Annotated in this window: 12 protein-coding genes; 3 read left to right on the forward strand and 9 right to left on the reverse strand. The window is 51.4% G+C overall.

The features are described 5' to 3' along the window. Positions 1-153 precede the first annotated feature (153 nt). Genes J7M22_07075 through J7M22_07085 form a run of 3 tightly spaced genes read left to right on the forward strand, consistent with a single transcriptional unit; the run spans position 154 to position 5,519 of the window. Positions 154-927 carry a hypothetical protein gene (locus tag J7M22_07075; GenBank protein MCD6506374.1) on the forward strand — a complete coding sequence of 258 codons (774 nt, stop codon included), beginning with the start codon at positions 154-156 and terminating at the stop codon, positions 925-927. Between the two features lie 20 nt (positions 928-947). Then, complete coding sequence (locus J7M22_07080) at positions 948-3,974, forward strand: BamA/TamA family outer membrane protein (protein ID MCD6506375.1); 3,027 nt, start codon at positions 948-950, stop codon at positions 3,972-3,974. Positions 3,975-3,989: 15 nt separating this feature from the next. Further along, entirely contained in the window at positions 3,990-5,519 is a 1,530-nt protein-coding gene (locus tag J7M22_07085; protein ID MCD6506376.1) for a YifB family Mg chelatase-like AAA ATPase, read from the forward strand. 51 nt (positions 5,520-5,570) lie between these two features. Here the strand turns inward: J7M22_07085 and J7M22_07090 are convergent, their stop codons facing one another. The 9 genes from J7M22_07090 to J7M22_07130 form a co-directional block, all read right to left on the reverse strand. Then, complete coding sequence (locus J7M22_07090; GenBank protein MCD6506377.1) at positions 5,571-5,861, reverse strand: Flp family type IVb pilin; 291 nt, start codon at positions 5,859-5,861, stop codon at positions 5,571-5,573. A 170-nt stretch (positions 5,862-6,031) separates the two neighbouring features. After that, positions 6,032-6,790 carry a TrmJ/YjtD family RNA methyltransferase gene (locus J7M22_07095; protein MCD6506378.1) on the reverse strand — a complete coding sequence of 253 codons (759 nt, stop codon included), beginning with the start codon at positions 6,788-6,790 and terminating at the stop codon, positions 6,032-6,034. A 17-nt stretch (positions 6,791-6,807) separates the two neighbouring features. Further along, positions 6,808-7,998 carry a HEAT repeat domain-containing protein gene (locus J7M22_07100; GenBank protein ID MCD6506379.1) on the reverse strand — a complete coding sequence of 397 codons (1,191 nt, stop codon included), beginning with the start codon at positions 7,996-7,998 and terminating at the stop codon, positions 6,808-6,810. Positions 7,999-8,012: 14 nt separating this feature from the next. Beyond that, a complete protein-coding gene (locus tag J7M22_07105; protein ID MCD6506380.1) occupies positions 8,013-8,894 on the reverse strand; it encodes a HEAT repeat domain-containing protein in 882 nt (293 codons plus the stop codon). 23 nt (positions 8,895-8,917) lie between these two features. Next, positions 8,918-9,367 carry a GNAT family N-acetyltransferase gene (locus J7M22_07110; GenBank protein ID MCD6506381.1) on the reverse strand — a complete coding sequence of 150 codons (450 nt, stop codon included), beginning with the start codon at positions 9,365-9,367 and terminating at the stop codon, positions 8,918-8,920. A 49-nt stretch (positions 9,368-9,416) separates the two neighbouring features. Next, positions 9,417-10,190 carry an SDR family oxidoreductase gene (locus tag J7M22_07115; GenBank protein MCD6506382.1) on the reverse strand — a complete coding sequence of 258 codons (774 nt, stop codon included), beginning with the start codon at positions 10,188-10,190 and terminating at the stop codon, positions 9,417-9,419. Further along, a complete protein-coding gene (locus tag J7M22_07120; GenBank protein ID MCD6506383.1) occupies positions 10,187-11,419 on the reverse strand; it encodes a cellulase family glycosylhydrolase in 1,233 nt (410 codons plus the stop codon). The genes J7M22_07115 and J7M22_07120 overlap by 4 nt, the downstream gene beginning before the upstream one ends. A 6-nt stretch (positions 11,420-11,425) precedes the next feature. Beyond that, a complete protein-coding gene (locus J7M22_07125; GenBank protein MCD6506384.1) occupies positions 11,426-11,992 on the reverse strand; it encodes a hypothetical protein in 567 nt (188 codons plus the stop codon). Continuing rightward, positions 11,923-12,180 carry a hypothetical protein gene (locus tag J7M22_07130; GenBank protein ID MCD6506385.1) on the reverse strand — a complete coding sequence of 86 codons (258 nt, stop codon included), beginning with the start codon at positions 12,178-12,180 and terminating at the stop codon, positions 11,923-11,925. The genes J7M22_07125 and J7M22_07130 overlap by 70 nt, the downstream gene beginning before the upstream one ends. Between the last annotated feature and the right edge of the window lie 40 nt (positions 12,181-12,220).

Raw genomic sequence — 12,220 nt, forward strand, 5'->3', positions numbered from 1 at the left:
AATCTAGGCAGCATAAGGGTTTTTGAGCAAATTCGCGATAGATTAGAGCGCGAATTTCCTTTGAATCACTTACACCATCTAAGCCTTTCCCCATCTGCATTCTTCAAAAGTTTTTGCGAAGTCCTGATTTCAATGGGCGGAGCGGTTTTACGAATGCTTCTTGAATTTCCCCTCCACGCTCTGCTAAAATATTCATCGAATCGAAGGGCAATCCAACTGCTGAAAAGGGGAGCAGAAATTGGTACATCTGCCGCTATCGGCGTAGCCTTGATCGCTATTCTGAACGAGATGTACGACTTGAGGCTGATGAGAAGGGAGATAGCCGAGCTGGAACACCGAGTTGAGGTGGAGGAATTGGGGATAACAGGTGGCAAGCAAGATCAATATGCCGCCGTATTAGGGGGGTTCAATTTCCTGGAGTTCGAGGGAAGCCATGTCGAGGCACATCCTCTTGATTTAAAAGGAGAGGTGATATGGCAGCTTGAGAAGAACCTCGTCCTCTGCTATACCGGACAGTCAAGGCTTTCAGGCGATACCAATAGGAAAATGATAGAAGGATACAAAAAAGGGATACCTGAGGTTGTAAACTCGCTGAGGAGGATAAAGGAGATAACGATAGAGATTCGGGACAAACTTCTAAAGGGGGATTTGAGCGGATTCGGTGAGCTTCTGATGGAGGAGTATCGCAATAGGCGTAATCTCGCTCCGGAGGTAGTCACGCCGAAGATAGAGGAGTTGTTCGAGGTGGCCCTTAAAAACGGGGCAACGGGCGGCAAGATTTGCGGTGCCGGAGGGGGAGGGTGCGTGATCTTTTACTGCGAGAACGATCTGGAAGGGAAGGTTAAGAAGAAAATCGAGGAGGCCGGCGGAAGAGTGGTGGAGTTCAATTTCTGCCCATCGGGAGTAAAGGTCTGGCGGAGAAGATAAAACCATCGGGGGTGATCCATTTGAAATCCGCCCTTTCAATTCTTATTCTCCTGTTTATCTCTCTCTCCGCTTGGGGACGTGAGATCGAGCTCAGGGGGGCTTTTACCCTATCGATCGAGCTCAGAAAAGCCGATGTGAAGGCCGAGGTGTGGGATCAGGACAAACTGGATGTTGAGGGGAAAGGGCTGAAGTACCGGATCTTAAGGGAGAATGGAAGGATTGTAGTCCGATCTCCGAACGGGAAAATCGAGGGTTATCCCGAACTCAGGGTGAGAATGCCTCATGGGATGGGATTGGAACTGAGCCTCGATAACGGCAGAGCGATCGTGAGCGGAGTTGAAGGTGAGATCAGAATCGCCGTGGGGGAAGGCGATATACTGCTCGACGGCACATCGGGAAGTTACGACGTCGCCGTGAGCTTAGGGAACATAGCCGCCAAACTCTTTCTCGACGGTGAAGCCAGGTTCAAATCGGTCGATGGGAATATATATATCTCGGTCCTCAGCGATGATCCCATGCCTATGGAGGTCGAATCGGGCAGAGGCGACATCCTGATCGAGCTGCCCCAAGGATATCATGCCGCTCTGGAGATGTTCTCGGGCAACGGAAAGGCGAAATGCGATTTCAACTTGATCGACCGTTCAACACAGGATGGGCGGATTGATGGTAGGATAGGAGAAGGTGGCCCATACCTTAAAGCCAGCGCATATAAAGGAAGCGTATGGATCAAAAAGGTCATTCTCCCGCACCCCGGCGGCAAAGCATATACCAACAGATACGTCTGCTTCTTGACGAAAACCCCACCTCAGATAGATGGATATCCGAATGACAGAACATGGTGGGACGGAGATCCCATCGAGCTCGATAAGGTTCACGCCCTTTTTAAGCATGATGGTGAGAAGCTGTACGGATTGATCGTGATCAGATGTGATCCGGATCAGCTTAAGGCGAAAACGGTGGACAGAAATGAGAAGTTCAAAGGCGATAGCTATGTTAAATTGATCTTCATCGAAAACCGCCGACGGTATACATTGATGGTCAATCCGATCGAGACGATCTACTGTGAAAACTGGAACCCCATTCTGGAGGTCGCCTCAGGGATAGGCGCTGATTTCTGGCTGATCGAGCTGGCGATACCGTTGAGGTCCATAAGCCAAACGCCCCTGGAAAAACTGGGGTTCAACCTGGAGGTGAAGGCTGGTGATGTGAAAGCGAAATGGGCTGAGAATGGAAACGGCGAGATGATCCTCTCACAAGATCTACCTCGAACATGGATGACCAAGATCGAGAGAATCACCGTGGAGGATTCCGAGCCGATCGGGAAATCCGGTCTCCTTAAGCTGATCAACATGAATGAGGGAGATCAGATACCTCTTGACGATCTGGAGATCATCAGGGTTAACCTGTTGTTAACCGGTATCTTCCAGGATATCTCCTTCGTGGTGGAGAAAAGCGATAGTGGTGTAAATCTAACCGTTAAACCTCTTTTGAGCGAGCTATATCTCGTGAGGAAGATCGAAATATCGGGGATGGAGCTCCTCGATGGCATTAGAATGGCGAGGATCTTCAGGACGATAGACGAGGCGATACCCGAGGAAAGGGCAAAGCTGTGGGCTAAAATGATCGAGAGGGTTTACGTGGGAAAAGGATACGATTTTGCCAAGGTCGGTATCGATGTGGAGAACGATAGGATGATAGTTGAAGTTAACGAAGGAATCATAAAAGATGTGAGGGTATTAGGAAATAAAAGGGTCAGATACGATGAGGTGAAGAGGGCCTTCGGGAAATTGCCCTTTCTCGTGAAAAACAGAACAGAGCTGGAGAGGATGATACGGGATCTGGGGAAGAGGTTAAGAGAGGAAAACAGCTCGTTTAGCTCTATTAAGAATTGGCGGCTTGAGGAGATAAAAGGCGGTTATCTCCTAAGGCTGCAGATCGCCGAAAGGAAACCTTTTTCCTCCCATCTCTCACCTCTCTTCGACTTCAACAGGGTACACGGCGTGGTGTTGGGCGGGAAATACCAAATAAGCTCTAGGCTTTGCGGAGGGGAGCGGTTATATGCCGAGGTCGAAAGGGGGTTCTCAAGCGGCATCTGGGACTACAACCTCGGAGCTGAAAAAGGAATTATGCCTCGGGGCGAGGTAACCCTTGGAGGACATATGTATAGAATGACTGAGACCAACGATCTCTGGAGGATATCCCGCCTTGAAAACCTGCTCGCCGAGCTTATATTCGGCAGGGCATACATGGATTTCCTCCACAGGGAGGGATGGGAGGTCTACTCCTCCGCCGAGCTCTCCGACCGATTTAGATTCAGGATCGGATACAGCGATGATAGATATGAGAGCCTGACTAAAACGACGGATTGGTATCTGTTTTCCAAAGGGGAGGGGGGTGAACCGAGGCGTAGGATCTATAACATGCGGGAGGGATGGAGACTGCCTGATGAGCGGAAGCGGGAGAACCTTGCTATAGACGAAGGTGAGATGAGAAGTCTATGGGCGAGGTTTTATGTCGATCTGAGAGATGAGCGGAGGTGGGAGGAATATCACCTGCTCGAATACCCCTCCCCAGCATGGAAGACGCGTAACGGATGGCTGGCATATCTCGGTGTCGAGCTGGCCGGAGGATGGTTGGGAGGCGATTTCGATTTCTCCCTCGTGAGGTTCATGATAGCTAGGTATAACAGGTTAGGCAGACATAGAATCGATATAAGACTTATGGGATCATATACGCCCGATGAGGGGGAACTGCCCCTTCAGAGGAAAACATATCTGGGCGGAATGGGATCGCTGAGGGGATACCACTTCAAGGAGTTCGAGGACGATTCTCTTCTGCTTTTAAACCTGGACTACGGCTTGAAGCTAATGAAAGGGCTATGGCTTGATATGTTTCTCGATGCTGGATACCTCTGGTATAGGAAGGAGACGAAGATGTCGAGCGGATTCGGCTTTAACCTCGGACCGATCAGAATCGATTTCGCCCAAGCGCTTGGCGATCCCGACAGGGAGATGATAACGAGCCTGAGGATAAGAAGGGTTTTCTGAATAGCGAGGTGAGTCATGCTCTCTGTCACTTTAAGTGGGGCTTTATTCGGCCTCGACGCTTATATTGTTAAGGTCGAAGTGGATGTCTCCGACGGACTTCCCTCCTTTAACATCGTAGGTCTTCCCGATACGGCGGTCAGGGAGTCCAAGGAGAGAGTGACAGCGGCGATCAGGAACTCCGGGTTCAAGTTTCCCGCCAAACGGATAACGGTTAACCTTGCTCCCGCCGACATCCGTAAGGAGGGATCGGCATTTGACCTCCCGATAGCCATCGCTCTCCTGGCAGCGGCCGGGCACATCTCACTGCAGCGTGAGCGATTGCTCCTGCTGGGCGAGCTTTCGTTGGATGGGACGGTTAGGCCTGTGAAAGGAGCCTTGCCGATAACACTGGGCGCCAGGAAGGCAGGACTGGATGGGGTGATAGTGCCACCCGAAAACGGACTCGAGGCAGCGGTCGTTGAAGGAATGAACGTATATCAGGTCAAAACGCTCTCAGAAGCCGCCGCTTTCCTGTCAGGGGAAGTTGAAATATCGACCGTTCAGTATGATGTGAGGGAGGCGTTCCGAAAGGGAGCAGCCTACAACGTTGATTTTTCCGACGTGAAAGGGCAAGAGCATGTCAAGCGGGCTTTGGAGGTGGCGGCTGCCGGCGGACATAATGTCGTTATGATAGGCCCACCCGGCTCCGGAAAGACGATGCTCGCCAGAAGACTGCCCACGATCCTCCCCGATATGACGCTGGAAGAGGCCCTTGAGACAACCAAGATTCACAGCATCGCCGGCCTCCTTTCACCCGATACACCCATCATATCCACCAGACCCTTCCGTTCGCCGCATCATACCGTATCGAACGCCGGGCTGATCGGAGGGGGAACCTATCCAAGGCCGGGCGAGGTATCGCTGGCTCATAACGGTGTGCTATTTCTGGACGAGCTTCCGGAGTTTAGGAGGGATGTGCTCGAGGTTTTACGTCAGCCGCTCGAGGAGGGAACGGTCACCATATCCCGAGCGGCCGCCACGGTCAGCTATCCGGCTAACTTCATGTTGATATGCGCTATGAACCCCTGCCCATGCGGATACTTCGGAGATCCTAATCACAGATGCAGATGTACTCCTACCCAGATACAGCATTATATATCGAGAATCTCCGGCCCCCTCCTCGATAGGATAGACATACACGTCGAAGTGCCCGCCGTCAGATACAGGGAGCTGGCCAGTGAGAGAAAGGGAGAAAGTTCCCAGGCTATAAAGGAGAGGGTTCAAACTGCCCGTCAGATCCAGAGGGAAAGATTTAAAGGAACGAGGATCAGATGTAATGCCGATATGTCATCGAGAGATATAAGGAGATACTGCGCCGTGGATGAAAGGTCACAGGAGCTTCTGAGGATAGCCATAACCCAGCTGGGTTTAAGCGCGAGGGCGTACGATAGGGTCTTGAAAGTCTCCAGAACGATAGCCGATCTTGAAGGCAGTGAGCGAATCAAACCTGAACATGTCTCAGAAGCCATACAGTATAGAGGATTGGATAGACAGTATTGGGCGTGAAAAATCCCACATCTTTTGGCCTCAAGATGTGGGATTTTTCGCTGGGCGAGATCAATAGCCGTTGTAAAAGTTATTTCCGGTCTCGTCCCGGTAACCATCCTCTTCGCTGTTACTATCACAACCGTCAGGATTAGAGACTGGGAAGATAAGGTCAGAATCGGAAACACCATCATCGATCGTATCCAAATCCTGGGTCAGGTCGTTCCAGATGTCCATGATCTGATCGGCGACGTTGGCGATGGCCACGACCATAGCCAGCCCGATTAATCCGGTTAGAATGGTATATTCAATTAATGCCTGACCCTTCTGATCTTTAAGGTGGTGTGTTATGGCTTTCATCATCTCTTAACCCCCAGTTCAGGCGTCGATGATTTTTCATCCCTACCTTTGGCAAGAGATGTGCCAGGATGAAAAACCTCCGATCCACGGGGTTTTTAAACACATCGGGGGAGTTAGATAGGCAGGCTCTTTCTCAAATTAGGAAAAATCAAAGTGAGATAATGAGAAGAGTTTCACATCCCCCGGGAGATGAAGCTCTCCAGGTGGGCGAAGATGAGGTGAAGAGTGGCAATATCACGCCTTTCAAGCTGAGCCCTCGTTAAGACCCGCCTGATGGAATAGAGGAGGGTATCCCAATTCCCATTAGCCGGTTTGAAATCCGTCCTTTTCAATAGTCTGGTTATCCTCTCGGTTAAAGCCTCAAGATCGTTAGCCGGCGGAAGATCCGGGTTTGGTGATGGAATATCTTCGATCGAGGCCATTAATATCTCATAAGCTATTATAGCAACGGCATGTGAGAGGTTGAGCGATGGGTTTCTAACGGCCATGGGAACAGATAGGCAAAGATGGCACCGGCTTATATCATCTGTGGATAAACCGAAATCCTCCCTTCCGAACATAACCCCCACCACATGATCGCGGGATATGGCGGCTATTCTTTTCGCCCCCTGGCGAGCGGGGATGATCTCCGGCAGCCTGGGATCACGCCTGCGATTGGTCGTTCCGACCAAGAGATGTATCTCGCTTAAAATCTCATCAAGCGATTCAACTTCGAGGGCGTTATGGAGTACATCATGTGACCAGCAGGCGAAAGTCCAGGGTTGATCCGATTCTCTCCATCCCGGGACGGGATTAACTAGGATAAGCCGCGTTAATCCCATCCCCTTCATCGCCCGAGCGGTTGATCCTATATTCCCAGGGATCTGAGGTTCTTTGAGGATAACCCATATGTTTTTGAGGTTATCCGGAGGTGTTATCCGAATAGCCCTCATATCTACGCTCTGTTTTTTCATTTAGCCTTAGCTATAAGGGTATCCAGATAAACCTTAACCTGAGGGTCGGTTTCCGTAGCTGACACCCCTCTCAGGAAGCTCATCGCCTTTTCGTCCCCGATCTCGGCAAGGGAATTCAGGATCGAGAGGCGAACGGAGGAGGATTTGATCCAGGAGTAAGCCGATATCAGAGCATCTCGCGCTTTTCCGGTACCTATCTCGCCCAGGGTCGAGGCGATTATATCCTGGACGTTGGGGTCCTGTGTTTTCCTCAGCTCCTCGATCAGCGGCTCAAGCGCCGGCGTTCCGATGGAAGCGAGTGCCACGCCGGCTTTAAACCTGATATTGGCCACGGGATCGTAAAGCGTCTTTATCAGCGTCGGGATGGCTTCGACCGGCTTAAGCTTGGCCAGCGCCAGAGCACAGCTTGCCCGTATCTCCGGATTGGGCTCATACTTTATCTGAAGGTGTTTTATCATCTTGGAGATCAACTCAGGGCTTGAGAACCTATCGCTTAACCTTTCAAGGGCTTTGGCAGCCGGTTCCCTGAATAACTCCTCTTCGCTTTCCAAGATCTGCAGGAGCACCTTTACCGCTTCAGATCCTCCTATCTCGCCGAGGGCTCTGACGGCGGCGAGCTTAACTCCGCTTAGCTCGTTAGTGGTGAATGTTAGCTCATGGGAGCTCTTAACTATTTTGCCGACTATCTTTTTGTAGTCATCAAGATTTCTAATCGTGCGTGTGATTATCACCGCCTTGACCTGATCTCCGGGTTTGAGCCCTGATAGCGAGGATGGGGAACCTTCGTCGATGGATTTCACCCTAGTTCCGTCGAAGATAATCCCAGTGTTATCCCTGACGCTTCTGACCGCCAGGAGAATTTTCCTACCGTCAGTCAGCTCAAGCGTAACCATCTTCTCATGTTTGATGCCCTCGGAGATATTCTTCATCAGATCCCGCTTACCCCTCACCGGCCTTCGAACGCTGACCTTGTAGATCATCTCGCCTTCTTCAAGTCCTGCCCTCTGAGCTGGTGTATTGGGAAAGACCTTAGTTATCACCACGCCTTCAACGCCCCATCTGCCGCGCAGATCCGGGTCCAGAGATTGCACCTCGATCCCTATCCTTTTATCCTGGTATCTATGTTGGCCGCACCCCATCAGGGCCACCAGAAAAACCAAGATGGAGATCGTCATAATTCGTCTCATTATGCGTACCTCCCTCATAATTTCACCTTAACCTCTCTAGCTCCTTTCTCTCCCAATATGTGAGTCAATATGGGCACCACATCCTGCCCGGCGATTTTGGCGAGGATCTCTATGGCATCGACCCTGAGCGAGGAACCCTTATCCTGAATGATCTCCACAAGTTTATCCATTGCGGATTTCGTTCCTATCTTTCCGAGCGCTTCCACGGCCAGTCTTCTCACCTCCGGGTTCTCCTTGTTTTTCTCATCCGTTATCAGGATGATCTTCTGGTAGATCGGGTTCACGGCTCTCTCATCTCCTATTTCTCCTAGAGCGAGCACGGCGTTCAGCCTTGTGCCCATTCTCTTATGATCGAGAAGCTTTATGAGCTCCGGCACCACCCTGTCGGGGTCTCCATCCTTCTTATCTCCGATATATGCTAGAGCTAGCCCCGCGTCATATCTATCCCTGGAGTCCTTTGATTTTATCCCCTCAAGCAGCTTTTTGAGCACTTCCTTCTGTCCTCCGGTCTTATACGCCTTTCTCAGGGCGTAAAGGGTTGCCTGTATGAGGTTCTGGTCGTTCACACGGAGCGTCTCATATATCAGCACGTCCAGATATTTCCGTTTATCGTTTTTGTATGCCAGATAGAGATGTTCTCCTCTCTCCTGAACGGTGGCGTTTTCATCGTAATATCCTATGAGGTAATGGGCTTCAGCGTTATCAGGTTCCTCCTTAACGGCCAGTTTGAACTCGGCCACGGCTCTCTCTTCCTTACGGCGCTTGTTCGATTTAAGAAGCTCCTTCCCCTTGGCGAGGTGCTCGTTCTGAGCGCCACATCCCAGAATGGCGAGCGTGGCCGTGAGAAAGATAAAACAAAGCAAAATCGCTGTAATCTCCCTGATTTTTCCCTTCATCTCCACACTCCGTAAAATGAGTTCTAATCCAGATGTTTTTCCAGCGTGATGATCTCCCTTTCGGAGAATCCCCATTTCTTGAAGGCCTCGATGACTCTGGTTTCGCTTCTGTGGACCTGAACCTCAAGGGTTTTAACCCCTTTAGATTTTGCCACATCTGATAACACCTGCATGAGCTTATCAGCGACGTTTATCCCCTTGAAAGGTCCGGCCACAACGACGTCCGAAACCCTGCCCACGGAAGGGTTTTCCTCGTCAAGCGTGAGTTTGATGTTGCCTATAGCATATCCTCCGGCGTCGGCGACAAGCCTTATCACCTTGCCACCTTCCATATCCTCGAGATCTGACCTCAACTTCTCCTCCACATCTTTAGCCTTAAGGGATGGGAAACAGTAGGTATGCAGCGCCGGAGCGTCCTCCATGGTTGGCCTTCTTATCCTCAGAATCGCCTTTATTTCAAACTCCTGTTCCAACTTCCTCACCTCCTGTTCGGTCTCGGTTATTATAGCCGATCGAGGGGCTTTATATCAAGGTGTACCCGCCATCTACGATCAGATTGTGGCCTGTGACATAGGAGGAGGCGTCCGATACCAGGAACAACAGCGCCCCTCTCAGTTCCTCCGGCTCACCCAATCTTCTCATAGGCACCATTGGCTCCCACAGCGGGAACATGTGGGAGACCTTCTTCGTCATCTCCGTCAACATATATCCGGGGCTGATGGCGTTGACTCTGATTCCGTATTGTGCCCATTCGACGGCCAGCGACTTTGTCAACATCACCACTCCGGCTTTGGAGGCGTTGTATGAGACCTGGTTTTGAGGTCTGTTGACGATCGAGGCGGACATCGATGCGACGTTGACGATCTTCCCTCCGCCCTGTTTTATCATCACCTTTCCGACGGCCCTGCAACAATAGAAGACCCCCTTAAGGTTGACATCCATCACAGCATCCCATTGTTCATCGGTCATATCCTCAGCGTTTTCGTGAATACAGATGCCGGCGTTGTTGACCAGGATGTCGATCCTGCCGAAGCGATCCAAGCTCACCTGGACAACTCTATCCACCTCATCCGATTTGGTGACATCCGCCTTGATGGCAAGGGCAGTCCTGCCCATCTCCTCGATCTCCCCGGCCGTCTGAGAGGCGGTATCGGGGTCGATATCAACGACGATCACGTCAGCGCCGGCCTCAGCTAGGGTCTTACAGAAAACCTTACCTATGCCTCTACCCCCTCCTGTGACGAAGGCGATCTGTCCCTCGATTGAAAAGAGATCCTTCAAGCCCGGATGCTTCATCTGACACCTCCATCCTCCGATTTCAGGAGCAGATATCTCGGACCTTGGGATATCGTCGTCCTCAATCCCTTTCCGTTCCATGACAGGGCTGAGCCTCCTCCCAGCATGTTGAAAAGCACCCCCTTACCCGCACCTATCGGCAAAGTCACCTCATGATCCTCGCCGATCGTCCAGAAGGCCACGGCGACATGATTATCCCGTTTTAGCCTGAGAGCGAAGTCATCCTCGCTATCGAGATCGATCCTCCCCTCCACCCTATACCCTTGGAGCGTCTGAAGGAGGGTCTTTGCGGCGGTATAAGCGGCTTTCGTCTTAAGGTCATGCGTCATCGTTCCGAAGTGATGTTCGCGCTCGTTCGGATCGGTGCCGTCATCTCTCCAGTCATACCATATGCTCACCGGCACGCCCTCCATCAGGTTCACGAGGAACATTCTCACCAGATATCGGGCTTGCTCTTCCTGGGAGAGCCTCGATCTATCCCAGTTTATGAGCGAATATCCCCACTCACCCGATATGATCGGTATCTCCTTGCCCTCAGGGGCGTATCGTTTGATCAATTCCCTTAGGGCGGCATAATCCTCGATAACCGTTTCGGGCGGTTGAGCTCGGTATGGATGGACGCTCAGCCCGTCTATCCACCTGAGCAACCCTCTCCTGAAGCACTCTTCAAGCCAGTCGAGCGGTATGCCTGATGTGGCAGGGGCCAGTATCAGGCCCGATGGATCGGCCTCTCTGATCCGCGGGGCGGTTTCCTCGACGAGCTTGACGTAATCATCGATACCGGGCTGGGGGTTCCAAAATTGCGAGAGATTCGGTTCATTCCATATCTCCCAAAGTATCTCCCTTCCGACATACCTTCTGGCGGCGGCTTCGGCAAAGGAGGCGAATCCCTTCCGCCCCTCCTCGCTTCGCACGGATCTATCAGGCTCGTACAATCTGTTGCTGTAGTCGAGGATGTAGAGCGGCCTTATACCTCGCCTCAGACATCCTTCGGTTAAGGCGTCATATCCCGATCCTTCGAAATCATAAACCCCTTTCCTCCTCTCAACGGCCGACCAAGTCAGATCCATCCTGATCAGTTTGAAACCCGCTTCAGCTATCAGATCCAGATCCCCTGGCTCGCCGGTGAAGTGTATGTTCACGCCGAAGGAATCCGGTATAGCTGGTTCGGGAAAGGTGATTCGGACGAACATCGACGTCGCTATGAGGGCATAACCGGTCAAGCACATGGCTTTCTATACCTCCTTGGATCTTTCGATTATTTCATCAAGCAAATCCTGAACCTCAAGATACCCCGCCCATTTCCTGATGTATTCCATGTCTAACCTTTCCGCCTGAATGAGGTAAACTCCAAGGGCATCATGAAGTTGTCTTTCGCTGCCGCCGCTTATTCTGTACCAGAGCAATTTGGACAGTATAACATCCTCAGGCGCGAGAAGATAGGGCTCGACCTCATCTATCTTCTGCTTTACCCGTCTCTGAAAGCTGACCTGATAGTAAAGGTCATCCTTAAGTATCCAAAAATCCACTTTGAAGCCGGTCTTTTGATCTATCAGGTTGAAAACCCCTTGATGCGCTATGGCCTCTCGGATCGCCTCTTCATCCACATAGAAGCGATTTGGATCAAAGCTACGGGCGAGCTTCTCGACATCGGATAGGCGTAGAACAACTATTACGTCGATATCATGGGTTGATCTCGGCTCGCCGTAGAAGCTTGATGCGATCGATCCGGTCAGTGCGTAGGGTATACCGAGGGAATCCAGGACTTCGACGGTCGTTTTAACGAGTTCAATTTGTGCCAAAGCATCATCCTCCTGAACGCCTCATGTTCGACCTCTTCAGGAGTCATATCGGGATTTTGTGCCTTGATCCCAGCTATCATGATCTGCCGTGTCATCTCGGAGAGCTCAAAGGCGATCTTCACCCTCTCCTCGCCCGTCATACGGCGGAGTATCTCGTAATATTCCTTGGGCTTCGGCTCTTCAATCATCATAGCGTCCCGTGTGGGGGTGAGGCATTCAGTCGGATGG

The organism is Candidatus Poribacteria bacterium (assembly GCA_021162805.1).
Classification (GTDB): Bacteria; Poribacteria; WGA-4E; order B28-G17; family B28-G17; genus JAGGXZ01.

What these genes read in the sequence shown, in the direction of transcription:
- J7M22_07075 (MCD6506374.1), top strand. Translation starts at nt 154, where the DNA reads ATGCTTCTTGAATTTCCCCTCCACGCTCTGCTAAAATATTCATCGAAT.
- J7M22_07085 (MCD6506376.1), top strand. Translation starts at nt 3,990, where the DNA reads ATGCTCTCTGTCACTTTAAGTGGGGCTTTATTCGGCCTCGACGCTTAT.
- J7M22_07090 (MCD6506377.1), bottom strand. Translation starts at nt 5,861, where the DNA reads ATGATGAAAGCCATAACACACCACCTTAAAGATCAGAAGGGTCAGGCA.
- J7M22_07095 (MCD6506378.1), bottom strand. Translation starts at nt 6,790, where the DNA reads ATGAGGGCTATTCGGATAACACCTCCGGATAACCTCAAAAACATATGG.
- J7M22_07100 (MCD6506379.1), bottom strand. Translation starts at nt 7,998, where the DNA reads ATGAGACGAATTATGACGATCTCCATCTTGGTTTTTCTGGTGGCCCTG.
- J7M22_07105 (MCD6506380.1), bottom strand. Translation starts at nt 8,894, where the DNA reads ATGAAGGGAAAAATCAGGGAGATTACAGCGATTTTGCTTTGTTTTATC.
- J7M22_07115 (MCD6506382.1), bottom strand. Translation starts at nt 10,190, where the DNA reads ATGAAGCATCCGGGCTTGAAGGATCTCTTTTCAATCGAGGGACAGATC.
- J7M22_07120 (MCD6506383.1), bottom strand. Translation starts at nt 11,419, where the DNA reads ATGTGCTTGACCGGTTATGCCCTCATAGCGACGTCGATGTTCGTCCGA.
- J7M22_07130 (MCD6506385.1), bottom strand. Translation starts at nt 12,180, where the DNA reads ATGATTGAAGAGCCGAAGCCCAAGGAATATTACGAGATACTCCGCCGT.